Origin of the sequence: Pseudomonas sp. AP42, from assembly GCF_001728935.1 — a bacterium.
Classification (GTDB): domain Bacteria; phylum Pseudomonadota; class Gammaproteobacteria; order Pseudomonadales; family Pseudomonadaceae; genus Aquipseudomonas; species Aquipseudomonas lactis.
Window position 1 is genome coordinate 1 of record NZ_LYSO01000095.1, and the last position, 23,822, is coordinate 23,822.

At 58.8% G+C, this 23,822-nt stretch carries 23 protein-coding genes, 1 tRNA gene and 1 pseudogene; 8 read left to right on the top strand and 17 right to left on the bottom strand.

What is annotated here, in order from left to right:
- The 6 genes and pseudogenes from A7K61_RS23935 to A7K61_RS23960 all read right to left on the bottom strand — a co-directional run.
- A pseudogene (locus A7K61_RS23935) lies at positions 1-209 on the bottom strand (VOC family protein); the annotation flags it as partial.
- A gap of 43 nt (positions 210-252) precedes the next feature.
- Positions 253-1,362, bottom strand: a complete 1,110-nt coding sequence (locus A7K61_RS23940) for an S-(hydroxymethyl)glutathione dehydrogenase/class III alcohol dehydrogenase (protein WP_007182549.1) — start codon at positions 1,360-1,362, stop codon at positions 253-255.
- A gap of 59 nt (positions 1,363-1,421) precedes the next feature.
- Positions 1,422-1,697 (bottom strand): formaldehyde-responsive transcriptional repressor FrmR, encoded by a 276-nt coding sequence (gene frmR / locus A7K61_RS23945; RefSeq protein WP_006402495.1) that lies wholly within the window; start codon positions 1,695-1,697, stop codon positions 1,422-1,424.
- 282 nt (positions 1,698-1,979) lie between these two features.
- Positions 1,980-2,870: a carbon-nitrogen hydrolase family protein gene (locus A7K61_RS23950; protein WP_007182547.1), complete on the bottom strand. Its 891-nt coding sequence runs from the start codon at positions 2,868-2,870 to the stop codon at positions 1,980-1,982.
- On the bottom strand, positions 2,867-3,475 hold the full coding sequence (locus A7K61_RS23955) for a GNAT family N-acetyltransferase (RefSeq protein ID WP_007182546.1): 609 nt from the start codon (positions 3,473-3,475) through the stop codon (positions 2,867-2,869). The genes A7K61_RS23950 and A7K61_RS23955 overlap by 4 nt, the downstream gene beginning before the upstream one ends.
- A gap of 1 nt (position 3,476) precedes the next feature.
- A complete protein-coding gene (locus tag A7K61_RS23960; protein WP_017514126.1) occupies positions 3,477-3,884 on the bottom strand; it encodes a ketosteroid isomerase-related protein in 408 nt (135 codons plus the stop codon).
- A gap of 154 nt (positions 3,885-4,038) precedes the next feature.
- Between A7K61_RS23960 and A7K61_RS23965 the strand changes: the two genes are divergently transcribed.
- Positions 4,039-4,944, top strand: a complete 906-nt coding sequence (locus tag A7K61_RS23965; RefSeq protein ID WP_020924945.1) for a LysR family transcriptional regulator — start codon at positions 4,039-4,041, stop codon at positions 4,942-4,944.
- Between the two features lie 150 nt (positions 4,945-5,094).
- On the opposite strand, the gene uvrB is transcribed toward A7K61_RS23965, so the two are convergent.
- Positions 5,095-7,071 carry an excinuclease ABC subunit UvrB gene (gene uvrB, locus A7K61_RS23970; protein ID WP_020924944.1) on the bottom strand — a complete coding sequence of 659 codons (1,977 nt, stop codon included), beginning with the start codon at positions 7,069-7,071 and terminating at the stop codon, positions 5,095-5,097.
- 493 nt (positions 7,072-7,564) lie between these two features.
- On the opposite strand from uvrB, the gene A7K61_RS23975 reads away from it, so the two are divergent.
- Positions 7,565-8,836, top strand: a complete 1,272-nt coding sequence (locus tag A7K61_RS23975) for an IS4-like element ISPa45 family transposase (protein ID WP_020924943.1) — start codon at positions 7,565-7,567, stop codon at positions 8,834-8,836.
- Between the two features lie 257 nt (positions 8,837-9,093).
- Here A7K61_RS23975 and A7K61_RS23980 read toward each other — a convergent pair whose 3' ends face one another.
- On the bottom strand, positions 9,094-9,525 hold the full coding sequence (locus tag A7K61_RS23980) for a DUF488 family protein (protein WP_023835768.1): 432 nt from the start codon (positions 9,523-9,525) through the stop codon (positions 9,094-9,096).
- A gap of 484 nt (positions 9,526-10,009) precedes the next feature.
- On the opposite strand from A7K61_RS23980, the gene A7K61_RS23985 reads away from it, so the two are divergent.
- The 3 genes from A7K61_RS23985 (at position 10,010) to A7K61_RS24000 (ending at position 14,008) form a co-directional block, all read left to right on the top strand.
- The gene (locus tag A7K61_RS23985) at positions 10,010-10,951 is read left to right on the top strand and encodes a LysR family transcriptional regulator (protein ID WP_028698648.1); all 942 of its coding nucleotides are present in this window, start codon (positions 10,010-10,012) and stop codon (positions 10,949-10,951) included.
- Between the two features lie 467 nt (positions 10,952-11,418).
- Entirely contained in the window at positions 11,419-12,633 is a 1,215-nt protein-coding gene (locus A7K61_RS23990) for a glutathione-independent formaldehyde dehydrogenase (RefSeq protein WP_024569587.1), read from the top strand.
- A 484-nt stretch (positions 12,634-13,117) separates the two neighbouring features.
- Positions 13,118-14,008, top strand: coding sequence for a LysR family transcriptional regulator (locus A7K61_RS24000; protein WP_017514782.1), 891 nt, complete (start codon positions 13,118-13,120; stop codon positions 14,006-14,008).
- Between the two features lie 22 nt (positions 14,009-14,030).
- Here the strand turns inward: A7K61_RS24000 and A7K61_RS31680 are convergent, their stop codons facing one another.
- Positions 14,031-14,324, bottom strand: a complete 294-nt coding sequence (locus A7K61_RS31680; protein WP_009459591.1) for a helix-turn-helix domain-containing protein — start codon at positions 14,322-14,324, stop codon at positions 14,031-14,033.
- Positions 14,325-14,443: 119 nt separating this feature from the next.
- Here A7K61_RS31680 and A7K61_RS24005 point away from each other — a divergent pair, with 119 nt between their 5' ends.
- Together A7K61_RS24005 and A7K61_RS24010 are read left to right on the top strand one after the other, a co-directional pair.
- Positions 14,444-15,097 carry a substrate-binding domain-containing protein gene (locus A7K61_RS24005; RefSeq protein WP_023106332.1) on the top strand — a complete coding sequence of 218 codons (654 nt, stop codon included), beginning with the start codon at positions 14,444-14,446 and terminating at the stop codon, positions 15,095-15,097.
- A 118-nt stretch (positions 15,098-15,215) separates the two neighbouring features.
- Positions 15,216-16,184: a Dyp-type peroxidase gene (locus A7K61_RS24010; protein ID WP_020924940.1), complete on the top strand. Its 969-nt coding sequence runs from the start codon at positions 15,216-15,218 to the stop codon at positions 16,182-16,184.
- 37 nt (positions 16,185-16,221) lie between these two features.
- On the opposite strand, the gene A7K61_RS24015 is transcribed toward A7K61_RS24010, so the two are convergent.
- The 6 genes from A7K61_RS24015 to A7K61_RS24040 all read right to left on the bottom strand — a co-directional run bounded on the left by A7K61_RS24015 (position 16,222) and on the right by A7K61_RS24040 (position 22,104).
- Complete coding sequence (locus A7K61_RS24015; RefSeq protein ID WP_009876631.1) at positions 16,222-18,165, bottom strand: integrase arm-type DNA-binding domain-containing protein; 1,944 nt, start codon at positions 18,163-18,165, stop codon at positions 16,222-16,224.
- Between the two features lie 226 nt (positions 18,166-18,391).
- Positions 18,392-18,467 (bottom strand) — tRNA-Gly (locus tag A7K61_RS24020).
- A gap of 60 nt (positions 18,468-18,527) precedes the next feature.
- Positions 18,528-19,088 carry a CDP-diacylglycerol--glycerol-3-phosphate 3-phosphatidyltransferase gene (gene pgsA / locus A7K61_RS24025; RefSeq protein ID WP_044273195.1) on the bottom strand — a complete coding sequence of 187 codons (561 nt, stop codon included), beginning with the start codon at positions 19,086-19,088 and terminating at the stop codon, positions 18,528-18,530.
- Between the two features lie 32 nt (positions 19,089-19,120).
- Complete coding sequence (gene uvrC, locus A7K61_RS24030) at positions 19,121-20,944, bottom strand: excinuclease ABC subunit UvrC (protein ID WP_044273194.1); 1,824 nt, start codon at positions 20,942-20,944, stop codon at positions 19,121-19,123.
- A gap of 1 nt (position 20,945) precedes the next feature.
- Positions 20,946-21,587 carry a UvrY/SirA/GacA family response regulator transcription factor gene (gene uvrY, locus A7K61_RS24035; RefSeq protein WP_003190387.1) on the bottom strand — a complete coding sequence of 214 codons (642 nt, stop codon included), beginning with the start codon at positions 21,585-21,587 and terminating at the stop codon, positions 20,946-20,948.
- Between the two features lie 151 nt (positions 21,588-21,738).
- Positions 21,739-22,104, bottom strand: coding sequence for a helix-turn-helix domain-containing protein (locus tag A7K61_RS24040; protein WP_044273193.1), 366 nt, complete (start codon positions 22,102-22,104; stop codon positions 21,739-21,741).
- Between the two features lie 82 nt (positions 22,105-22,186).
- Here A7K61_RS24040 and A7K61_RS31685 point away from each other — a divergent pair, with 82 nt between their 5' ends.
- Complete coding sequence (locus A7K61_RS31685; RefSeq protein ID WP_044273192.1) at positions 22,187-22,426, top strand: DNA-binding protein; 240 nt, start codon at positions 22,187-22,189, stop codon at positions 22,424-22,426.
- Between the two features lie 35 nt (positions 22,427-22,461).
- Here A7K61_RS31685 and A7K61_RS24050 read toward each other — a convergent pair whose 3' ends face one another.
- On the bottom strand, positions 22,462-22,908 hold the full coding sequence (locus tag A7K61_RS24050) for a GNAT family N-acetyltransferase (RefSeq protein ID WP_047710536.1): 447 nt from the start codon (positions 22,906-22,908) through the stop codon (positions 22,462-22,464).
- Entirely contained in the window at positions 22,909-23,658 is a 750-nt protein-coding gene (locus A7K61_RS24055; RefSeq protein ID WP_047710535.1) for a carbon-nitrogen hydrolase family protein, read from the bottom strand.
- Between the last annotated feature and the right edge of the window lie 164 nt (positions 23,659-23,822).

Consider the following 23,822-nt stretch of genomic DNA (forward strand, 5'->3'; position numbering starts at 1 on the left):
GAGGGCGCTTCACCATTGCCCGGACGGGCGATGATGAAAGCCGGCTTTTCGCGACCGAAAAGTACCCATCCGTTGTTGAAAGGACCGAGGTTCTTGATGCCAAGAGCACCCAGAGCGGCGTCGTAGAACGCGACCGACTTCTGAACGTCGGCAGCGCCGATAAAAATGTGCGAAAAGATGCCATCGCCAGAAATGACAGGAGTGGACATGATTAATTTCCTTGGTGGTTGGTGTTGAATGGGTAGTGGGCGGTCAGTAGTGGATCACCGTGCGAATCGACTTGCCTTCATGCATCAGGTCGAAGGCCTTGTTGATGTCGTCGAGGCCCATGGTGTGGGTGACGAACGGGGCGAGATCGATCTCGCCTTTCATTGCGTCCTCCACCATGCCGGGAAGTTGAGTGCGGCCCTTGACCCCGCCGAAAGCCGAGCCCTTCCAGGTGCGACCGGTGATCAACTGGAACGGGCGCGTCGAAATTTCCTTGCCTGCACCAGCCACGCCGATGACGATCGACTGGCCCCAGCCACGATGTGCTGCTTCTAGTGCCGAGCGCATCACGTTGACGTTGCCGATGCACTCGAAGGTGTGATCGACACCCCAACCGGTCATCTCGATGAGAACCTCGTGAATCGGCTTGTCGAAGTCCTTCGGGTTGAGGCATTCGGTCGCGCCGAAGGTACGAGCCAGCTCGAACTTCGCTGGATTGGTGTCGATGGCGATGATGCGACCTGCCTTGGCCTGGCGTGCCCCCTGAATCGCAGCGAGCCCGATGCCGCCGAGGCCGAAGATGGCCACAGAGTCACCCGGCTGAACCTTGGCCGTGTTGTGAACAGCGCCGATGCCGGTGGTCACACCGCAACCCAGCAGGCAGACATGCTCGGGATTGGCGTCCGGGTTGATCTTGGCCAGCGAGACTTCGGCCACCACCGTGTATTCGCTGAAGGTCGAGCAGCCCATGTAGTGGTAGATCGGCTGGCCGTTGTAGCTGAAGCGGGTGGTGCCATCGGGCATCACGCCCTTGCCCTGGGTGGCGCGCACCGCGACACACAGGTTGGTCTTGCCGGACTTGCAGAACAGGCACTCGCCGCACTCGGCGGTATAGAGGGGAATGACGTGATCGCCAGGCTTCACGCTGGTCACACCTTCACCCACCTCCACGACGATACCCGCACCTTCATGACCCAGCACGACCGGGAAGAGACCTTCGGGGTCGTCGCCCGACAGGGTGAAGGCGTCGGTATGGCAAACGCCGGTGTTCGTGATCTTGATGAGCACCTCGCCCTTGCGCGGCGGCTCGACGTCGATCTCGACGATTTCCAGCGGCTTTCCTGGCCCGAAGGCAACTGCTGCACGTGATTTCATGATGTCGCTTCCTTTACTAGCTAACTAAATTTGCCCTCACCGAGGGCACCCTGGTGCCTCTACCGCAGATAGGAGCGGACGATAGAGATGGTCTCGTCAATGGACTTGTTCTGCGAATCGCTCCTGATTTCGCTACTGGGAAACTCTTCCCGCAGATAGCTCTCCAGAACGGTTGCCATCAATCCGTTGACTGCCCCACGAACGGCCGCAAGCTGCTGAAGAATTGTAGGGCATTCCGCACCTGCATCGAGCGCTTGCTCAAGAGTCGCTACCTGACCTTTGATGCGCCGGATGCGCGTCAGGGCTTGCTTCTTTTCTTCCGGGCTGTGTGGCATCGAACACCTCTCTACTTGGGTACACCGCCGCATTATACAATACTCCACCATAGTATATGCGGCCGAACTTCGCCACAAATTCTGTGCTCTTCGAGCACTATTACAGGCTAGTACAGATTTGTTCCCAAGAAGCGCAAAACATTCAAATCAATGAATATTTCTTGCATGTATCGACAGCATCGGGGCAAGTTCAAAACCGGTCAAACTGGAAAAATCTATGCGCAGATAGATATGGCCTATCTAAGCCAACTCATCGAGCTGAAGCTATCAAGATGAGACCGGCTAGGCGACCTGACGACCCGAGTACCGAGCCTTCCTCAGTGCAGGCAACATCTGGCCGTCCCAGTCACGATCGACCGCAACCTGGGCCTGTTCCTGGTTTCGTTCGAGGGCTTCAACGTCCAGATCAGCAATCGCCCATGTCTGCGTGCCGCAAGTCGTCGCGAGAATGCCATCCTCCGGGAATCCGCGATCCATGGGTGCATAGATCGTGGCCTCGCCAGTATTCGTGTCCAGCGCCGGGCTCCAGTCAGCAGCTCCGGTCGTCACGGCCTGCGCGATGAACATTCGGTTCTCCAGTGCCCGCGCCATGCAGCCCACACGGACCCGGGTTGCACCTGCTTGGGTGTCGGTACAGCTCGGGACCAGCAGCAGGCGCACTCCCGCCTCTCGCTGGGCTCGCACGGGCAATGGAAACTCACTGTCATAGCAAACAGCGATGCCGGCACGCACGCCTTTCAAATCGAACACCTTCAGTTCGTCGCCACCCTCGATGACGCCGGCGTCTTTCTCGAACCCCGTCAACTGCAATTTGTCTTGGTAGTCGCGTGTGCCGTCAGGCGCAAACCACCAAGCCCGGTTGCGGTAGCGGTCCAATCCAACCTGGGTCAAAAACGTACCGGCCTGAATGGTCATGCACAACTCGCGCGACAGGTCGGCATACAGTGCCAGCCACGCAGGCTGCAAGGCCTGCAGCGCGGCCAGAGAGGCGTTGAAATCATGGCGGATGCCAGGCTCGAACGTTGCAGCCAGTTCGAGGGATAGATACTCGGGCAACACGGCCAGTTCCGCCCCGCCACGGCGCGCCTCCTCCAGAACCAGCCGCTGCCGCGCAGCAAATGCCTCGAAGCCCGCGGGCTGACCCACTGAGTATTTCGCAACTGCTACTTTCATTTCGCGTTCTCCAGGGAGTGCAGCCACATCGTGAGCGTCTGCTCGGTTTCGCTCGGCTCACCCACCTGCTTCCAGGGCAGCGTAACCTTCATGTCCGACTGCCGCACGTAGCCGCGACGGGTCCAGAAGGGGTCATTACTGCGGTAGTTGGAAGGACGCCGAAGATCGTCGTCTGCACGATCCACCGACGCGAACGATGCCCACTGCATGCCGCCCAACGAACGGGCATGCGCTTCGCGCTCGTCAAAGAAGCGATGGCCCAGGCCAAGGCCCCGGAAGGCCGGGAGCAGGACTGATTCGCCACAGTAAAACACTGCCTCCACCGGGATTCCTCGATCGGCGAACGGCACATGGAAGGCCGGCTCCGCATCGCCGAGCGGCAACCCCGTGGACGCACCCACGACCACATCATCAGCGAGCGCGAGTACCAGCAGGCTGTCTGCCGAACGGGCGTACATGGCGAGGTAGTGCTTCTCGTATTCGGTGTCGCCCTCGTACAGGTAAGGAAAGCTGCGGAAGACGCTCGCCCGCAGGCCTGCCACGGCATCGAACCATTCGGCAATGTCCGGGCCACGACGAACCAGCACCTGCACGTCGCTGGTCATTTCAGGCGTCCCCTCCAACCTGTGCGATCCAGTCGCCGAGGTTGTAGTAGTTGGTGACACGAGCGATCTTGCCATCGCGGATCTCGAAGAACGCGCCGCCCGGCAGCACGTAGCGCTGGCCCTGGGCTTCCGGCAGCCCGTCGTCCGTCACCTTGTATTCGCCATGCACCACGTACTCCGCGCCTGCACGCAGGCCGTCGGCGCTGACCATCACCACGATCCCGCGCAGTTGCTCGCCATAGCAGCGGTCCATGCGCTGCAGGAAGGCGCGGAAGGCTTCGCGACCGACCTCACGAGCGCCCTGGTTCAAGTCGTGCGCGACGTCATCGGTCAACATTGACAGCATGGCCTCGCGGTCGCCGCGGTTGAAGGCGTCGTAGTAGGCAGTGATGAGAGTCGCAGCGTTCATTCGCGTTCCTTGTTGGGTTGTTCGGAGCGGAGCATTCCGGGGTGTTGTCAGTCTGGGCAACCGCGCTCTCCTTGTATATGGAATTGTTGCGATTTTATAATTCCACAATCTGGAACAATTAACGAGCAGCGAAACCGGCCATGAGGCGTGCGTCATGAACAAAGAAATGGAACTACTGCGCATCTTTCGGGTGGCGGCCGAAAGCAGCAGTTTTCGCGATGCGGCCGTCCGGCTGGGGACTTCTCCGCAAGGTGTAACCCGTGCCATCCAGCAACTGGAGCAACACTACGGCGAGGTGTTGTTTCATCGAAGCACGCGCCAGGTGCGCATCACCGCCTTCGGCGAAGGGCTGCTAGACCAAGTGCGCCCCGCATTGGAGCGGTTCGAGGATCTGTGGCGAACGCCTAGCTCCGACCAGCAGGCCTCTCTGTCCGGTACGGTTCGCATCACCGCACCGCACAGCTTGGGCACCAGAGCGGTGCTACCGGCACTGGAGCGCGTGGCCGCGCGTCATCCCGGCATCACGCTGGATGTGCGCCTGTCCGATCGCATCAGCAATACGGTTGACGAAGGGATTGACGTCGGGATCAGGGTCGGATTCATGCGCGATAGCCGCTTCGTCGCACGCAAGGCCGCCGACATGAGACTCCCCATCGTTGCCGCTCCGCGCCTGATCAAGAAAGTGGGCGTACCTGCAAACATCGATGCGCTAAGCAGCCTGCCAGTTACCGTGGCCTTGGATATCAATACCGGCCGTCCCTGGCCTTGGCACTTCAAGGCGGGACGCCAGTGGACACCTACCGCACCCACTCTCGTCGCCGACAATGCCGACATGGAAATGGGAGCGGCGCTGGCCGGGATCGCGTTCGCGCAACTGGCGGACTACATGGCCGCCCCCTACATTGCCAGCGGGAAGCTCGTGCGAGTGCTGGAGAACGAAGAACCTCCGGCATGGGGGTTGTACGTCTATCGGCCTCAGCGTGGCCCCATTCCGGGAAGGGTTCGAGCGGTATTTGATGAAATGCTGGTCGCCGTTGGATCGTTGCCAGCTTTGCGCTGACACGTCGCAAGACGCTGTAGGGCACACATCTTGGAAAGCGGGGCACTGAGCCTCGGCGGCTCACCCCTCCGGTTGAATGATGAACCGACCGTCTGCCCGCTTGCCCCAGATGCAGATCGGTCGGCCATGCAACCCAATGCCGGCGAACGATTAGATGTAAATGAATTGCCGGTACAACCCATCCAACTGACGACGAATGTCTTCGACGCGCTGCTCGTCACCGGTATCGGTAAATTCGAGTAGCTGCTGTTCCTTGGCAGTGATCTGATCGCAAAGGTCGGACAAGTTCTCGCAGAAAGCCTCGGAATGAACGGTGGGCTCCTCCGTATTCGTCTCTTCCCCTGCTAGTTTTCGCACAGACGAGGCTGGAGAAATCCCATTTTCCTCGTTAAAGGCAATTTGAAGCTGCCTGCGCCTATTGGTCTCATCGATCGCCTGCTTCATCGCCGGCGTCACCGCGTCGGCGTACAAGATCGCCTTGCCGTTTTCATTCCGAGCGACTCGACCGATCATCTGAATGAGCGCATGGGCCGAACGCAAGAACCCTGCACGGTCTGCATCGAGAATGGCAACCAATGATGCCTCTGGAATATCCAGCCCTTCGCGCAAAAGACTAATCCCAATCAAAACATCGAACTCTCCTGCGCGCAGGCCATTGATGATCTCAACACGATCCTCCGCTTTTATGTCCGAATGCATGTAGCGCGCTCGAATCCCGTTGTCCGTCAAGAAATCCGTTAGCTCTTCTGCACTGACCTTCGTCAGCGTAGTCACAAGCACTCGATTCTTTCTCTTCACGCACTTCGATATTTCGGCAAGCAGGTCATCTATGTATCCATCCGCTTTCCGCACTTCAACCTTGGGGTCAAGCAGTCCCGTTGGCCTGATAACCTGTTCGACAACCCTGCCTTTCGACACCCTCAGCTCGTAGTCGCCCGGAGTAGCGGAAACAAAGATGGTCTGAGGCTTGACCTTCTCGAACTCGTCAAAGTTCAATGGCCGGTTGTTCTTCGATGAAGGCAAACGGAACCCGTAATCGATCAGCGTGTCCTTGCGCGCCTGATCCCCCCGGTACATTGCGGATATCTGTGGCACCATGACATGAGATTCATCGACGAACAGCAGCCCGTCTTTCGGCAAATAATCCAGCAACGTGATCGGAGGAGAAGCTGCGTCTCGGTCGCTGAAGTAGCAGGAATAATTCTCCATCCCCGAGCAATAGCCGACCTCGCGCATCATTTCCACGTCATGCGTGATCCGCTCGTACAGCCTGATTGCCTCGACCAAGCGATTATTCCTGTTCAGCTCGGCAACCCGCTCTTCCATATCAGCGAGTATCTTTTTGGATGCAGAATCTATTTTGTTCGTGGGCGGCGCGAAAAGCGTTTTTGGCGAAACCAAATAATGGTCTATCTCTCCCAACGTCTTGCCGGTAACAGGGTCCATCCATTGGACAGACGCAACAGTGTCATCCAACAGTTCCACCCGAACCGCCCTGTACTCGGAATCAGCGGGGAAAATGTCAATCACATCACCTTGGACGCGGAACGTTGCACGCTTGAGAGTGCGCTCCGTGCGATCATATTGCAGCAAAGCCAAGCGACGAATTAGCTCTCTCTGGTTTAGTTTGACCCCAGGGGACAGAGCGATCTGTAGCGCTCGGTATGCATCTGGATCACCCAGGCCGTAGATTGAAGACACCGAAGCGACGACGATCACGTCACGACGCTCAATCAAGGATTTGGTCGTGGACAGGCGCAGGCGCTCAAGGTGGTCATTGATGGCCGAGTCCTTTGGAATGAAACGATCGGTGCCCGGCATATAGATTTCGGGCTGAAAATAATCGTAGTAGGAAACGAAGTACTCGACCGCGTTCTCAGGAAAGAAGTGCTTCATTTCACCATAAAGCTGCGCGGTCAACGTCTTGTTAGGAGCCAAGATCAACGTAGGCCGCTTCAGACGATGAATCACATTGGCCATGGTGAAGGTCTTACCTGAGCCGGTGATACCTTTCAGCGTCTGGTGCGTCGCACCTTCTTCTATGTCCGACAGCAGGCGCGCTATCGCCTCTGGCTGGTCCCCCGCCGGCGTATAGTTGGAGTGCAGAATAAACATACCGGTTGACATTAGATATCTCCTAATTGAGCTACTTCAATTTGTCCTGATGTATCGGCTATTCCAGAAGACCTATAGCAGTACCAAACTGGGGTGTAAATGACGGCGATCCTGCCGCGCCCCACCTGGGCGTAGGCGTCGCCAACATGATAGCCCAGCACATGGGCGGGCTTCCCAGTGCATATCCGCCGATCGCCACGACGTCAGCCAGCGGCCCGTCTGCCAATGCACCTGGAGCCACTCGCCTCGTTGAGCGCTGACATCGAGCCGTGGCGGGCGAGGTTGCTCTGTACGCCCAATGTGTGGCGCCGGCTCCCGCCGATACGCGCCTTTGTCTCTCTCAGCCCTCCAGACGAGGCGTTGGAAACGTGGAGCTACGTCAATGTCATCAACTTAAGGAATTTTTCCTATAAATATCATATAATTAGCGCTAAATTCAGCGCATAGGAGAAACCCTTTTGGCCCCTCATTCCACACCGTTTGACACCGCCCAGCAAACCCTGGCTTGAAAATTGTACAAAAAATAACCAGTCAGCTCGATTGTCCCGACTTCATCGATACCCACCGCCAGCGCCCTCACGACTTTACCCGCCGACGCCAACTGACCTTCAAGAACCTCGTCCTGTTTTTGCTCAATCAGCCACGCACCGCCCTGCAAACCGAGCTCGATCAGTTCTATCGCGTGCTCAACCAGGCCTCGGCCGAGACCCAGGTGGTCACCGCGCAGGCCTTCAGCAAGGCGCGCGGCAAGCTCAAGCCCGAGGTCTTCGAGAGCCTCAACCAAACCCTTCAGCAACAGCTCGACAGCCTCGGGCTGCGCCAGACGTGGCGCGGGTTACGGGTACTCGCCGTGGACGGCTCGACCGTCCATTTACCGCTGGAGTCGGTCATGACGCGCTTTTTCGGCTGCCATAGCGAGTTTCCCGTTGCCCGTCTGTCCATGCTCTACGACGTCGCCGACGGCCAGACGCTACACAGCCTGATCGTGCCATCCGCAGTCGGCGAGCGCGATTGCGCCCATCTGCACCTCGAGCATCTGCCCGCTGACAGCCTGACGTTGTTTGATCGCGGCTACCCCGGACACTGGCTGTTTGCGCTGTTCGAGCAGCACCGGCGACATTTCCTGATGCGCCTGCCGTGTGGCTACAACGCGCAGGTCAAACAGTTTCTCCGCTCGGGGCAGACAGAAGACACGCAGTTCTTCTCTGCCAGTCATCCCGAGGCGCGCCTGTTCTGTACCGAGGCCGGCGTCGATCCCGCGGGCCGGGTCGAATTGCGCCTGATCCGGGTCGAGCTAGCCAGCGGTGAAAGCGAAGTGCTGCTGACCTCCCTGCTGGATCGACAGGCCTTCCCGGCCGAGGTGTTCGCGGATCTTTACCACCGCCGCTGGGGCATCGAAACGGACTACCGCCGCCTCAAGCAGACCCTCTGCCTCGACAACTTTAGCGGCCGTAGCGTGACGGCCGTGAAGCAGGACTTTCATGCCGGGCAACTGCTGAAAAACCTAGCGCTGCTGATGCAACATCTGCTGCAACCGGTCATCGAGCAGCGCCACAAAGGCCGCAAGCTGCGCTGGAAGGTCAACTTCACCCAAGGGGTGTCACGCCTCAAGAACACCCTGGTCGACCTGCTGGTACGCCCCGGTGTGCAGGGGCTGGCCAACGTGATGGAGTTGATGGCCAACAGCCTCAGCGCTGTGCGCCCGGGCCGCAGCTTCCCGCGCCAGCGTATGCGCCTGGCCAGTCGCGGCTGCGAGGGCTACAAACCGACGCGCTAAGAACAAGCAGCACCCGAACTGCACCGCAAAAAAGCTGGCCAGACAGCGGCCGGCACGCGCTCGCCCGGAAAACGAGAAATCCCGCCCGCCGAGGCGAACCGGCATCCATTAAGCTGGCGTCTGGGTCGCACATGCGCTGAACTGGGGAGCAAAACCAGTGAAGGCACTGCTGCAACCGCGCGTCCAAGCCCCGGGATTTCTTGCCCCGGCCAGGGCTGGGGGCTTAAGTTGATGACATTGGGAGCTACGTCGCCCCTCTAAAGATGCACGATCTCAACATTCGGCCATTTGCCTGCAAGGTACTCGGCCACTAGCCTCCGATGGCAGTGATGGGGCTTGTCTTCGCTGCAAAGCAGGCAACTGTTATCAATCTTTTCTTTATCGATTGACTCAATCTTTCGGGACGACATTAAATCCAGAAATTTACTGGCGTAGATATCCCAATCTCCCCCTTTTATTTTATATTCCTCGAACATGTCTTTGGTTGGAGCAAGTGCTGGTAGATGTTCATATTCCATCCCACACAACGCCTCGGAAAAATATCGAAGATCCTCGCGTTTAGCGAATCCGGCCAATTGCGAAACATTATTCAGGCGAACATCGACAAGGCGCTTGGCACCAGAAGCACTTAACTTGGTGAAGAAGGACCGCGCGGAGGTCTTAGTGAATCCAATCGTGAATATCTTCATCTGCCTTATTCCCCTCGTTCCTTCATCCATAAATGGCTGTTATTGAGCTACCGCCAGGCATGCCCGTCAATCGCAGCTAAGGAAACGCTGGGGGCATGGTGTACTAGCTGCGCCACAACGGCCATGGCAGGCTCCATTCTCTCGCCGCTTCAACGGCCACGACCCGAACAGCTCAAGAGCTTAGCACCGCCTTTTGCGGTTGCGTGCCTCACCACTCACGCTTACTCCCTTCCAGAACGCGCCAACTGCTAAGCTACATGAGGACGACTCGCCCACAGCGCAAAGCACCTGTGTTCGCGCTATTGGCTGTCCCGTGCGTTGTGGTGCTGACCGTCGATGACGAGTCGAACCTACTGTATGGACACTGCGCGCGGCAGCCTTTCATGCGTGCCAGCTACGTGCCCAAGGTTGGACGCGGATCGAAGCGTGCGCAGGGTTTTTCGTGAAAGTATAAAATCCAATCAACTTTATCAGAAGAAAATATATGATCGTAAGAAACTTTGAATACTTGCTTGCTTTGCACCGTGAAGGCCATTTTGGCAACGCGGCCAAAAGCTGCAATGTTTCTCAGCCGACACTCTCCGCGGGCATTAAGCAATTGGAGGAAGACATGGGTGTCGAGATCGTGCGTCATGGCCGACGCTATGACGGCCTCACTTCTGAAGGGATGCGCGTACTGTCTTGGGCTCAGCAGATGTATGACGACTGCAAAGGGCTGGAGCGAGAACTCTCCGCACTACGGCGAGGTATAGAGGGGCAATTCCGGCTAGGGATACTCCCAGGAACTGCCGGTGTAGCGCCCACATTAAGCATCGCCCTTGCTGAAAAAACACCCTTACTTCAACAATCAGTTCTGGTTTCCGGCGCTTCTTCCCTGCTACAGGCGATTCGAGAAAACAATTTGGATATCGCACTCATGCATTTGGAGGATATCCCAGGGGAAGACTTCGATACTCACCTTCTGTACCGTGAACGCATTTTCCTTTTTCACGCCGCGAGAACACAGCAACCCCGAAGCACAACGTGGGACCATGTTCTCAATAGACAACTCTGCGTGCTGAACTCGGCAGTACCTGAACCCATTCAAGATAGGCTGATGCAATGTACCGCGCAGACTATTCGCACTGATTCAATTGACGTGCTATCGGCACACGTGGCGACAGGAAAATATTCGGCAGTTCTTCCGCAATCTCTCGCCGGCCAACTCGCGCACATTCCAAATCTCCACGCAATCGCAATCAATGGACCAATGTCGCACTCAAATGTCGGATTCGTTGCTGGGAAAAATGCGTTCGAGGCACCGTCATCGCGTGCATTGCTCGAAATGGTGCACACCCCCGAACTCGCCGCCACTCTTCAATCCGTTATATCGATCCATCGTCGGTTCCAGCCCAAAGCAGACTCATCTCAAAGCCCCCTGAAATAGCGAGTCTTGAAGAGCAACTCTGTATTGCTTCAACCAGGCGAAGATTGCAGGCATGCCGTGTGCGCCGCTAACAGGCGCCACGTGCTGAGCAACCCATCGAAGGCCACTAGGTCCAGGGGCAACTCGGGGGGGCAGGAGTACCTGCTGCATGCGGCCTCCTCATGTCTCGCTGGGTCGAGCTGACTGTTCCTAGATCAAGCTAGGAGGCGCGATGTAGCGATGATCGTTGCCCTCTCCCGGCTAGGAGACGAGCACGGCTCGACGATCCCGCGTAGATAGATCGTGCCTATCTGCACATAGATTATTCCAGTTTGACCACTTCTGAGCTTGATCCGATGCTGTCAAGACCGCAGAAGGAGACGCGGCCAACGGCTAGGCAATACCACGATCGTTCTTCTTGACAGCGGTAAATTTCGTTTCCCACTTCGATTTAGAAGATGGAAACATTAACGCACAGAGGTGACGAAATGACTCCGACCGGTAACCGAATCGTGACTTTCGAGAAGCCCTTGGAAATGAAGGTCAACACCTTCAAATTTCCAGAGCTGATAACCCCTCAAGGGAAAAGCGCACCCCATGGCGCTATCCTCAAAATAGTTACCACAAATATCTGTGGCAGCGACCTTCACATTTATCGCGGTTCGTTTGCTGTTCCCAAGGGAATGACCATGGGCCATGAAATGACCGGCGAAGTGATCGAAGTGGGATCAGACGTCGAAGTCGTGAAGAAGGGCGACATCGTTTCCGTTCCCTTCAATGTGGGGTGTGGGCGTTGCTACAACTGCAAGCATATGCGCTCCGATGTATGCGAGAACACCAACCCCGAAATCGACTGCGGAGCCTACGGGTTCAACCTCGGTGGCTGGACGGGGGGGCAAGGTGATTATCTCTTCGTACCGTATGCGGATTTCAATCTCCTTCGCTTCTCTGACAAGGATGCCGCCATGGAAAAAATCCGCGACCTGACCCTTCTCTCTGACGTATTACCCACAGCTTTCCATGGGTTCGCTGGCCCAGACTGGCCAGCCGCGCCGGCCTACGTCGTCGGCGAAAACATCCTGATCTTCGGTGCCGGGCCGGTCGGCAGAGCGGGTGCCGCCTGCGCCAGACTTCTGGGTGCAGGCGCCATCATCGTTGCCGATTACATTCAAGAGCGGCTGGACCTTCTCAAGCCACACGGCGTGGAAACCATCAACCTTTCCGACGGCGTGCCGATCGAGGAGCATCTCGAACGCATTACCGGGCACAGGGAGGTGGATCGCGTCATCGACTATGTTGGTGTGGACTGCCGCGGGTTTGGCGCGGAGGCTGACAAGATCGTGGAGAGCGCTGTTACCAACGCAATGCTCAAATATGTCCGCTTCGGCGGAATGACCAGTACGGTCGGTGTGTACTGCGCAAACCCGATCTCGAAAGACCCGAAAGCCAAGAAAGGCCATATGGATCTGGAATGGTCCAACGCCTGGATCAAGTCGCCGCGAATGTCGGCTGGTCAATCTCCGACGGCCAACTACAACCACGCGTTAATGCGGGCGATACTGAACGATCGCATGCCTTACCTTTCGCCGATGATGAACACTAAGTTCATCAAGCTCGAAGACGCGCCCGCCGCGTACAAAGAGTTCGACGCGGGTTCTGCATACAAGTACGTCATCGACCCGCATGGTTCAGTGCGGCATTAAGCATCCGGCGCGGGCTAAGCATCAGGATGTCTCACACTTTCTGGTGAGAGGCATTCTGGTCCCGCCAGTCTCCGGGCAGCAACTGGAGCCGGCGAATATTTTCGCCGGCATTTGCCGTCTGCCCCAGGGTACTTGCCTTGGCTCGGACCAGGAGCAGAGCCTCAGCAATCCGCAGGTGATGATCAACCGCAAGCGTGTTCAAGCGCTTGGTTCGCAATCGGCCAAGGGTCAGACGGGGACGATGCACGGCATCCATTGACGTGCGTGGCTGGAGATAGCCTTCGTCTGATCCTTATCACCCCACGGACTTGATCAGGCTCGCCTGGTGTTGTGCCTGCCTCGGGCCATCGCACGGTCAACCCAGCCCTGGCTCATTCAGCCAGAAGTTTCCAATGATGTGGCCGAACTCGCCGCCGCCAGAATGGCAGTCACTTCTATAGGGAGATAGCACAGTGTTGGATAAGTCGGAACGGGAGGGTGGCCTATGGAGCTGCGCCATCTTCGCTGCTTCGTAGTTCTTGCTGAGGAGCTACATTTCACGCGGGCGGCTGAGCGCCTGCATATCGAACAACCACCGCTATCACGAGCCATCAAGGAACTTGAGGACGAGTTGGGCGTAGTGCTCTTCGACCGAAACCGACGAGGAACAGTTCTAACGGCGGCGGGCGCGGTCTTCTTGCAAGATGTTCGCCGTCTATTCACAGTGCTGGAACAGGCTCGTGAAAATGCCAAGGCTGTGGCATCGGGCTTGCGCGGTAGCCTGCGCATCGCTGTATCAGATGGGGCTATCGATCCACGGCTGTCGGCATTTCTGGCTCGTTGCCGCGCCGAGGAGCCGGAGATCGAAATACGCTTGTCAGAAGTGCTTCTGGCAGAGCAAGTGCGTGGCTTGCGTTCGGGCGACTTCATGATCGGGTTCGCGCACACGGGCGATGTCGGCGACGGTATCGCTGCCGAACCAATCTGGCACGACCCGCTGGTGATTGCGGTGCCAGCTCGTCACTCATTGCTCACCTACAAGGAGGTGCCACTTCAAGAACTTCAAGGCCATCCACTTGTCCTGTGCGACCCGCAGGTATGCGAGGGCTATTGCCGCGAACTCAAGCGGCTGCTCAACACGTTGGAGCACAAGCTGAATGTTGTCGAGGAAGTGTCCTCGCTGGACATGATGCTCACGTTGGTCGGCGCCGGCTACGGCATCGGCTTCATGACGGCGACCAAGATTCCCATCTCCCAACGGCCGGATGTGGTGATCCGCCCCTTGGCGATGGATTCTGCCGTGATCACCACCTACCTGCTTCGGCCCGACGGCGGCAATTTATCGGCTTCGGTGGAGCGATTTATCGTTCGCCTTCGCGACTCTTCGGACGGTTGACGGAGCCTGGCAGGCTAGACACTCAGGGATCAGTGTCGGCACGCAGATTGCGTTCGGTCGCCGTCATCAGGTCAGCCGCGCTTATTCCAAGTGCCGTAGAAATTTTCAGTATGAGCGGAAGCGTGGGCACGTGCTCACCACGCTCGATCTTACCCATGTGAGAACGCGAAATGCTTGCCCGAGATGCGAACTCGTCTTGCGCGACTCCTTGAGCGACGCGCGCAGCGCGCACGGCCTGTCCGAAGGCTAACGCCGACTCGGATTCATACGTCGATGTGCCAGAAGGACGGCCTGGCTGAATTGTTGATTTCTGCATTAGCAGAAGCGTCAAACAATCTGCCACAATTAACCACGTTAAAGATAACGACGTTAAACTTCACTCTTTCCTGCAACGCTGGTTTGCCTTTCTGGACAGATCGCTTATTGGGGGCCCTCATGCATGACGCCACCAGCCAGTTTTCCCATTTCAGGCTTGCTATCGCGCCCGGAGTGCCATCCTCTTGCCTCACAACGCTTCTTGCCCTACAGCGCGCGGAGGAACCAGAAGTCACCATCACGTTCTTTGAGACCTCAGCCGATGATCTGTTGACGGGCCTTGAGGAAGGCCGCTACGACGCTGGAATGACGCTTCGGAACGCTGGTGCTCCGGCCGTGAAAAGCCAACCGCTCTGGGTGGAGAACGTGGCTGTTGCAGTGCCGCTGGGGTCCCCCTTAGTTGCCCAGGCGAAGATCACGCTTGCCGAGCTTCTGGACTATCCGGTGTTTCGCTGGCCGGCGGAGGCTTGCCTACTGCTGGATCAGCGACTGTCCTTTCTTCCGTTGAGCCAGCAGAGCATTCAGCACGTGACTTCGTTCGAGATGATGGCGCTTTGGGTGACCGCTGGCTACGGAGTGGGGCTCTCCGCGCAATCGCGCATTGAGCGTGCCCATGCGTGGGGGATCACTATGCGACCGCTTTCAGACGGCCCCTACGAGATCGTGACATATCTGCAGCGGCCCCACGGACGAGCCAATGTTGTTTCTGAGCGGTTCGAGCACAGGGCAATGTTGGTTGCCAGGGACAGGGCGGCTTGCTCGAATACCCCATAGCCCGCTCTCGCCGAGGCTGCGTGCGGGTAATTGCAGCGGCACGCGCCTGTTAGCGCGCCAGTGATAGCGCTTCCATCTCTGGCAATATGATGAATTAACATGGTCTTTGGAGGCACGAATGGTTGGAAGTGGTTGGGATCGAGTACCAATTGACTCGCAAAGCATCGATGCGCCGCTGTCGCGCGCGGCGGTGTTTCTCACGTTGACAGTCGCCGAGGGCCACGAGGCCCTTCAGGCGGTCGCCGGCGTCTTGGACGGGCTGGACGACCTGATCAAAACGGTGGGCTTCCGCGATCTCAACGGCCGGCTGTCGTGCATCACTGCACTGGGATCGGCGCTATGGGACCGTTTCCAGACCGGGAAGCGCCCGAAGGAACTACGGCCCTTCGTGCCCATCGAGGGTGCCAAGCACACCGCGCCTGCCACGCCCGGCGACCTGTTCTTTCACATCCGTGCCGAACGCGAGGACCTCTGTTTTGAATTCGAGCGCCTGCTGCTGGACCAACTGGGCAGCAGCGTGACGGTGGCCGACGAGGTGGTCGGTTTTCGCTACTTCGACTCCCGCGACCTGCTTGGCTTTGTCGATGGCACGGCCAACCCGACCGGGCACGACATCGGCGCCTCGACGCTGGTCGGCAGTGAAGATCAGGCGTTCGCCGGCGGCAGCTACTTGGTGGTGCAGAAGTATCTGCACCAAATGCAGCCGTGGGCTCGGCTCGCCAAGGACGAGCAAGAGCGGATCATCGGCCGGGAGATCGTCAGCAATGTCGAATTGCCCGACGCGACGAGCGGCCAGAAATCGCACAAGACCCTCGCCACGATCGTGGACGACGACGGCACCGAGCACGACATCCTGCGCGACAACATGCCCTTCGGCCGCCCCGGCCAGGGCGAATATGGCACCTACTTCATCGGCTACTCCAGGCATCTGTGGGTGACGCAGAAGATGCTGGAGCGCATGTTCCTCGGCGATCCGCCAGGCATGCACGACCGCCTGCTCGATTTCTCGACGGCGCACACCGGCGCCGTGTTCTTCGCTCCCGCACCGCGCACGCTGAGCGAACTCGTGGAGGCGGTGCAAGCGTAATGCAGGGGCCGCAAGGCCCCTGCAAGGTTTGAGAGCCCTATGCTCCGTCTAGAACTACTGCGCTATCCACCAGCCGACGAACGCTTTGCCGCACATCCTCGGGGATGGGGTACGGGGCAATGGCCTCGGGCATATCCGCATAGTGCTGGTAGTCGCCCATGATGACCTGGATGATCGCCGGCACGTTGGTCGGCGTGACCGCATCAATGGCCGCGCGGTCCCCCAGGTCAGGGTGCGGCTGGGTCAGCATGCGGTACAGATCCCACGAATCCGCGTGCGGGCACTGGTTCATGAGCACCTGGGCCAGCTTGTGCTTGAGCGGCACCAGTTGCCAATCGGGAACACGCTGCCCCCGATTGCCCAAACTGATGGACAGCAACTTGCCCGCTTTCAGTTCGCGGTTGATCTGGTCCTTGGACTTTCCGGCCAGCTTGCCGAACAGCGGGACCGGCAAGCTGCTTGGAGACTCGTAGATGGTCAGCATTTCCTCGCGCTCGCGCTGGATCGCGGACACTTCCGGCTCTGGGGCATGCGTCGGAGGCGGCGGTACCTGAGACAGCCGCTGGAACGTGATGCCGCCGTTGCTCGGGGTTACGACAATAGGCGTGGCCACGACGGGCGGGACGCCGGGAGGAGTGGGCTCGGCCATCGCGAGGGTCGCATCCACCGCTTCCTCCACTTCTGCCATCGCCGGCACCCCGTCGATACGGATGGTCAGATGCGCGCTCGCGGCTTCCACTTCGCCCTGTTCGAGCAGGTCGAGCCGATCGGCCCAGTCCTGCATCATCCGACGGCGCGGCTCAACGTACTTGGCGTGGTTGTAGGACGAACTCACCTTGTTGGGGTCGGAATGGGAAAGCTGCGCGTCCACCCAAATCTTCGGGTAGCCAATCTCGTTGAGCGCCGTCGAGATAGTGCCGCGGATGCCGTGGCCGGTCAGGCGCCCCTCATAGCCCATGAGCTGCACGGCCTTGTTGAGGGTGTTCTCGCTGATGCGCTTCTTGAGTTCGCTGCGGTGTGACAGCAAGTACTTCTGCGCCGGCCGCATCACCCCCAGGAGATAGCGCACGATCTCGATGGCCTGCAGGGATAGCGGCACGATATAGGGGGGCACATCCTGCGGCCGCTTCCCTGCCTTGCGCATTTCATCCTGGAGCTGCTTGACGATCTGCGGTGGGATGATCCACAAGCCCCTGTCGAGGTCGAACTGTTCGGGTTCGGCCAATCGCAGTTCGCCGGTGCGCACCCCGGTCAGGAACAGCAGCCGGACGCCAAGCTGGGTCTGCCAGCCACGGGGGTTGTAGAGCCGGAGCTTCTGGAGGAACTCGGGCATCTCGGGCAGGTGCAGGTAGGGATTGTGGGCTACGGGGGGCTTGGGCTCTGCCACCACGTCCAGGTCGGCGGCCGGGTTGACTTCCAACCCCTCGGCAATGACCAGGGCATAGCGGAACAACTGGTTGAACCAGGTGCGGACCTTCTCGGCGGTGGTGAACGCCTTGCGTTTCTCGATCGCCGCCAAGACGCCCAGGAGTTGGGGGCGGCGAATGTCGTAGATCGACATTCTTCCCAGGGTGGGCAACACGTCCTTGTTGAAGATGCGCAGGATCTGCGACAGCGTGCTTTGACGGCCTTCCTTGAGTTCCTTGCGGCGATGCTCGACCCAGGCATCGAAGACGGTCTTGAAGGTGTATTCGCCCGCCAGCTTGGCCGCGTGCCGTTTCTGGTCGCGCTCGACCTGAGGATCGATCCCCCTGGCGAGCAGGGCCTGGGCCTTGTCTCGCTCGATCCGGGCCTCGCGCAGGCTGAGAGCAGGATAGCCGCCCAGGCACAGGCGCTTTTGCTTGCCCAGCCAGTAGTAGCGGAATTGCCATGACTTGCCGCCTGCGGCTGAGACCATCAGGCCCAGGCAGTCGTTGTCGGAGAGGGTGTAGCGTTTTCCGGTGGTCTTCGCCTGCCGGACGGTCAGATCAGAGAGCGCCATTTCGAGACTCCTAAGTAATGACTTAGGCCCTATGCTCGTCATGGTCCCCGCTCAGCCCCAGCAACTATCCGGTAGCCGACCCACCCGTATTCTTGTGCCTTATTTGGTCACTCAAAAACGGTAGCTGTGGGTGGATTTCCGTGGCACTCGCTGGAATGAAAAAAGGAGCCGAAGCTCCTTTTTTCAATGACCTACAGACCCCAGTAGAAGTCTGTGGATCAAAATTTGGAGCGGGAAACGAGACTCGAACTCGCGACCCCGACCTTGGCAAGGTCGTGCTCTACCAACTGAGCTATTCCCGCTTGGTGATGCGCATTCTATAGAATCCTCAGCACCCGTCAACCCCTTGATTCAAAAAAGTTTTATTTCTTTTCAACCGTGGTTCGCAGATGAGGCCAGGCGGCGCGCAAGTATTGCAGCATGGACCACAGGGTCAGGCCGGCGGCGATGAGCAGCAAGGCGTAGCCGGTGAGTACCCAAAATGTGAAGTCCGACGGGTTGGCCAGCAGGATGACCAGCGCGAGCATCTGCGCGGCGGTTTTCCATTTGCCCATGTTGGAGACAGCGACGTGGGCGCGGGCGCCGATTTCGGCCATCCACTCGCGCAGGGCCGAGACGACGATCTCGCGGCCGATGATGACGGCGGCCGGCAGGGTCAGCCACAGGTTGCCGTGTTCCTGCACCAGCAGCACCAGGGCAACGGCGACCATGAGTTTGTCGGCCACGGGATCAAGGAACGCGCCGAAGGGCGTGCTCTGTTCCAGGCGGCGTGCCAGGTAGCCGTCGAGCCAGTCGGTGGCGGCTGCGAAGGCGAATACCGAGCTGGAGGCAACGTAGCTCCATTCATACGGCAAATAGAACAACAGAATGAAAATCGGGATAAGCAGGACGCGTAGAACGGTAATCAGATTAGGGATATTCATCGGCACAACTGGCTACGAGGTGAGAAGGCATTCTATTCGCTGTGCAGGTTTGCATAAATCAGCTCAGCGAGCTTTTTACTGATACCGGGTGCTTTGGCTATCTCGTCAATGCTGGCACGGGACAGCTCCTGCAAGCCACCAAAATGTTTAAGCAAGTCGCGACGTCGCGTCGGGCCTACCCCCGCAACCCCTTCCAGGGTTGAGGTTCGCCGGGTTTTGCCACGCCGGGCGCGGTGGCCGGTAATGGCGAAACGGTGCGCTTCGTCGCGGATTTGTTGAATCAAGTGCAGTGCGGGTGAGTCGCCCTTCAAAGTGAACTCATGGGCGGCATCATTCAAGTACAACGTTTCAAAACCGGCCTTGCGCGTGGTGCCCTTGGCGACGCCGAGCAGGATCAGGTCGGGCACCGCCAGTTCGTTGAGCACGTCACGGGCCATGGACAACTGGCCCTTGCCGCCGTCTACCAGCAGGATATCGGGCAACTTGCCCTCCCCGTCCTTCAACTTGCTGAAGCGCCGCGTGAGTGCCTGGTGCATGGCGGCGTAGTCATCGCCGGCGGTAACGCCTTCGATGTTGTAGCGCCGGTAGTCGGCCTTGATCGGCCCTTCCGGCCCGAATACCACGCACGAGGCCACTGTGGCCTCGCCGCTGGAGTGGCTGATGTCGTAGCACTCCAGGCGCTGGGGCGGCTCGTCCAGGTTGAGCACCTCGGCCAGGGCGTCGAAGCGTGCAGCGACGTGCTGCCGGTTCGCCAGGCGCGCACCCAGGGCCTGTTCGGCATTGGTCACGGCCAGTTGCTGCCAGCGGGCACGGGTACCGCGTACGCGGTGGCTGATGTCCAGTTCGCGGCCGCGCAGCTCGTGGATCGCTTCGATCAAGGTGGGAAAGTCTTCATGCACCACGTTGACGATCAGCTCCGACGGCAGGTCCCGCTCTGGGCTGCTGACGTAATAGTGGCCAAGGAACGCAGCCATGACCTCTGCCACGTCTTCGTCGATACCGGTCTGCGGGAAGAAGTTCTTGCTCCCCAGCACCCGCCCACCACGCACGCTGATCAAGTGCACACAGGCACCGCCCGGGTTGACGAACGCGGCAATCACGTCGACGTCACCGGTGCCGCCTTCCATGCTTTGCTGGTCCTGGACACGGCGCAGCAGGGAGATCTGGTCGCGCAGTTCGGCAGCCTTTTCGAAATCCAGGGTGCTGGCGGCCTGCTCCATGGCTCCAGAGAGCTCATCGGTGAGCGCATTGCTGCGCCCTTCCAGGAACATCACCGAGTGCCGCACATCCTCGGCGTACTCCGCAGGTTCCACCAGGCCCACACAGGGCGCCTTGCAGCGCTTGATCTGGTATTGCAGGCACGGCCGTGTGCGGTTCTTGTAGAAGCTGTCTTCGCACTGGCGCACAAAAAAGGTTTTTTGCAGCAGGCTCAGGCTTTCACGAATCGCCCCGGCGCTGGGGTAAGGCCCGAAGTACTTGCCCTTCTGCTTTTTTGCCCCGCGGTGAATGCTCAGGCGCGGAAAGTTGCCGTCCGATAAAAATACGTAAGGGTAGGATTTATCGTCACGCAGCAGGATGTTGTAAGGCGGCCGCCATTCCTTGATCAGCGTCTGCTCAAGCAGCAGCGCCTCGGTTTCATTGGCGGTGATCGTGGTTTCGACCTGAGCGATACGCGCCACCAGGGCGGCGGTTTTCGGCGCAAGGCCGGTCTTGCGAAAGTAGCTCGCCAGACGGCTCTTCAGGTTCTTGGCTTTGCCCACGTAAAGCAGGCGCGCCTCGCTGTCGAACATGCGGTACACGCCGGGGCGGCCACTGCAGGTGGAGAGAAAGGCACTGGGATCAAACGGTGTGGTCATGTCAGGCGCTGGCGTCCACCATGCCGTGGCGCACCGCGAGCAGGGTCAATTCAACATCACTGCTGATGGCGAGCTTCTCGAAGATACGATAACGGTAGGTATTGACGGTCTTGGGCGACAGGCACAGCTTGTCAGAGATGGTCTGCACCTTCTGGCAACCGACGATCATCAGGGCGATCTGGATTTCCCGCTCCGACAGCGCATCAAACGGCGAATCGCTGGTGGGCTGGAACGATTTGATGGCCAATTGCTGGGCAATTTGCGGGCTGATGTAACGCTGGCCGGCAAAAACCAGGCGAATGGCTTGCACCATCTCGGCCAAGCCTGCGCCCTTGGTGAGGTAGCCGGCGGCACCGGCTTGCAGCAAACGGGTGGGGAACGGGTCTTCCTCACACACCGTTACGACCACGACCTTGATGTCCGGGTGGCTGCGCAATAGCTTGGTCGTGGCACCAAGACCGCCAATCCCAGGCATCTTGACGTCCATCAGCACCACATCGGGCTTCAACTCTCGGGCCTTGATCAGGGATTCCTCCCCCGACTCCGCCTGGCCGACTACTTGCAGGCCGTCGATGTCAGCCAGCATTCGTGTAATACCTGTACGAACGAGATCATGGTCATCGACTACTAGCACCCTAATCAAGCAGACACCTCGCGATATGGTCTTATAGGTTGCTGAACACCTTAGCAAAAAACCAAGGCGCAGACCTAGTTGCAAGTGTCATATATATAGAGATTCAACGCGTTGGGGCTGTTCGCCGGGTGACGAACAGCCCTGTTTCCTGGGTTAAAGGTCAGGATTCCTGGGGGTGCGGCTTGGCTTTTCCGTTCACCACGCCGGAATGCTCGGCCAAGGTGCTGGTCAAGCGACGGATTGCATCCTGGTCTTCCTTGAACATCGCTCGGTAATTGCCCAGCACTTTTTCTTCGATCTCGCTCAGGTTATCCAACTGGATCGGCGTTGGGCTGCCGGTCAACACGTACAGGATATCCACACCTTTTTCGGCGACGCGAGACAAATAGTCGGCCTTGGGTGCACGACCACCGCTTTCATATTTGCCTTGGGCGTTCGCTTCAACGCCTCCAATTTCTCCAAAAACTTTCTGCGACAGGCCAAGTCGCTCTCTTTCTTGCCTTAAGCGCGAACCGATTCCACTCATTTGGATGTATGATCCTAAATTGGCACACCCCAAGAGGTGTCACACCATCACTTCGTTAAACAAACTTGAACGGTTTTGAACTATGCCCGGAATCCGTACTGCTGCACAAGCCAAGGCCTGGCTGGAACATCAAGGAAAGTCAGTTCAAGCGTTCGCCCGGGAGCATGGCGTAGACCCGGCAACCACTTATCAAGTGCTCGCCGGGCGAAAAAAAGGACGACGTGGAGAAGCCCATAAAGTGGCGGTACTTCTGGGCATGAAAGAGGGCGTTATCGTGGATGAGCCTGAAGCTCAATCCCACGATGAACAAAGCACTAGCTGACAGCAGTATGCGCTTATTTGTAGGACGTGCCTGTTTTAGTCCGATGTGAGTGCGCGACACTCACGCTCCATCCGCCAGAAGCCATCCTCTTCACCGACAATGCTCAACCCCAGGCGCTGATACAGCCTTCTTGCCGGGTTGGTCTTGAACACCGTCAACCGTAGAAAGCCCAGGCCCTCGACGCGTGCCTTAAGCACCATTTGCTCGAGCACCCAACTGCCCGCACCCTGCTTGCGGCAGCACTCCAGCAGGTGCAGTTCGCGGATATACAGGGCCTTGCCGTCGCGGCTCAGGCTGATAAAGCCCATCACGCCGTCATCGTTGCAGATCAGCCAGTTCTCGCGGCCCGCCCAGGCCACGTCGAAGCCGTCGTTGGACCACAACAAGCCGTTCTGACGGTAATAATGGCTCATGGCTTCATGGGTCAAGGTGCGGGCAAACGGCAAGTCTTGCTCAGTGGCCCGGCGCAAATGAAACCTCATTCAGAGAGCTACCACCTGGCCGGTCCACTGCCCGTTCTCGCGACGGGCGATCACCAGCGCGTCGCCGACACCGGGGGCGGCAACAAGCAAGTTGCCATCGGCGGTCCAAATTGCACTGCGGCCCGCACAAGCCCAGCCTCCGGACGGGCCACCATGGTTAGCCATCAGCACCAACAGGCCATGCTCGGCCGCATAGCCTTCAAGCAAAGCACTGTCTGCCGCGTAGCCACCCTCGCTGATCAGTACGCCGGCGGCATACACCGTGGCGCCCGCTGCCGCCGCTTGACGTGGATGGCTGGCCTGGGAAAAGTCCGCGCACACCGCCAATGCTATGCGGTCATCTCCGAATGCCAAGACCTCACCGCCCTGCCCCGCAGCAAATGCCAGCTCCTCACCGGGGTGCAAGTGCTGCTTGGTGTAGACGCCGACTGAGCCGTCCGCCCCCAGCACCAACGCGCCGATCAGCACGCCTGCTTGTGGCGCCAACCGCACCGGCATGCCCACCACGGCCGTCAACCGCAGCTCCCGCGCCAGCTCACGCAACGGCGCCAATACGGCGTCTTGCGGGGCGATGGCCAAGTCGGCCGCCAGGAACGGCTCGTAGCCGGTCAGTGACAGTTCTGGAAACACCAGGCATTGCACGCCCTGTTCAGCCGCGACCCGCATCAACGCCAGGTGCCGCTGGATATTGGCAGCGACATCGCCCGGGATGGAAACGGTTTGCGCCGCAGCAAGGGTCAAGGCAGTCATGGTCGCGTCCTGGCAATCATTGTTGGAGAGCCGTCAGCATATCCACACTTGCCCATAACGGCATAGGTATCTACACAACTGAGTGGACTGTAGCAGCGGACGGTAACCACGATGCGAAGCGAGTCGCTCTTGATCTGCTTTTGATCTTGATCTTAAGCGCCCCG

Bases quoted from the DNA above. Each gene is read 5' to 3' on its own strand.
- A7K61_RS23940 (WP_007182549.1), bottom strand. From the start codon at position 1,362: ATGAAATCACGTGCAGCAGTTGCCTTCGGGCCAGGAAAGCCGCTGGAA.
- frmR (WP_006402495.1), bottom strand. From the start codon at position 1,697: ATGCCACACAGCCCGGAAGAAAAGAAGCAAGCCCTGACGCGCATCCGG.
- A7K61_RS23950 (WP_007182547.1), bottom strand. From the start codon at position 2,870: ATGAAAGTAGCAGTTGCGAAATACTCAGTGGGTCAGCCCGCGGGCTTC.
- A7K61_RS23955 (WP_007182546.1), bottom strand. From the start codon at position 3,475: ATGACCAGCGACGTGCAGGTGCTGGTTCGTCGTGGCCCGGACATTGCC.
- A7K61_RS23960 (WP_017514126.1), bottom strand. From the start codon at position 3,884: ATGAACGCTGCGACTCTCATCACTGCCTACTACGACGCCTTCAACCGC.
- A7K61_RS23965 (WP_020924945.1), top strand. From the start codon at position 4,039: ATGAACAAAGAAATGGAACTACTGCGCATCTTTCGGGTGGCGGCCGAA.
- uvrB (WP_020924944.1), bottom strand. From the start codon at position 7,071: ATGTCAACCGGTATGTTTATTCTGCACTCCAACTATACGCCGGCGGGG.
- A7K61_RS23980 (WP_023835768.1), bottom strand. From the start codon at position 9,525: ATGAAGATATTCACGATTGGATTCACTAAGACCTCCGCGCGGTCCTTC.
- A7K61_RS23985 (WP_028698648.1), top strand. From the start codon at position 10,010: ATGATCGTAAGAAACTTTGAATACTTGCTTGCTTTGCACCGTGAAGGC.
- A7K61_RS23990 (WP_024569587.1), top strand. From the start codon at position 11,419: ATGACTCCGACCGGTAACCGAATCGTGACTTTCGAGAAGCCCTTGGAA.
- A7K61_RS24000 (WP_017514782.1), top strand. From the start codon at position 13,118: ATGGAGCTGCGCCATCTTCGCTGCTTCGTAGTTCTTGCTGAGGAGCTA.
- A7K61_RS31680 (WP_009459591.1), bottom strand. From the start codon at position 14,324: ATGCAGAAATCAACAATTCAGCCAGGCCGTCCTTCTGGCACATCGACG.
- A7K61_RS24005 (WP_023106332.1), top strand. From the start codon at position 14,444: ATGCATGACGCCACCAGCCAGTTTTCCCATTTCAGGCTTGCTATCGCG.
- A7K61_RS24010 (WP_020924940.1), top strand. From the start codon at position 15,216: ATGGTTGGAAGTGGTTGGGATCGAGTACCAATTGACTCGCAAAGCATC.
- A7K61_RS24015 (WP_009876631.1), bottom strand. From the start codon at position 18,165: ATGGCGCTCTCTGATCTGACCGTCCGGCAGGCGAAGACCACCGGAAAA.
- pgsA (WP_044273195.1), bottom strand. From the start codon at position 19,088: ATGAATATCCCTAATCTGATTACCGTTCTACGCGTCCTGCTTATCCCG.
- uvrC (WP_044273194.1), bottom strand. From the start codon at position 20,944: ATGACCACACCGTTTGATCCCAGTGCCTTTCTCTCCACCTGCAGTGGC.
- A7K61_RS24040 (WP_044273193.1), bottom strand. From the start codon at position 22,104: ATGAGTGGAATCGGTTCGCGCTTAAGGCAAGAAAGAGAGCGACTTGGC.
- A7K61_RS31685 (WP_044273192.1), top strand. From the start codon at position 22,187: ATGCCCGGAATCCGTACTGCTGCACAAGCCAAGGCCTGGCTGGAACAT.
- A7K61_RS24050 (WP_047710536.1), bottom strand. From the start codon at position 22,908: ATGAGGTTTCATTTGCGCCGGGCCACTGAGCAAGACTTGCCGTTTGCC.
- A7K61_RS24055 (WP_047710535.1), bottom strand. From the start codon at position 23,658: ATGACTGCCTTGACCCTTGCTGCGGCGCAAACCGTTTCCATCCCGGGC.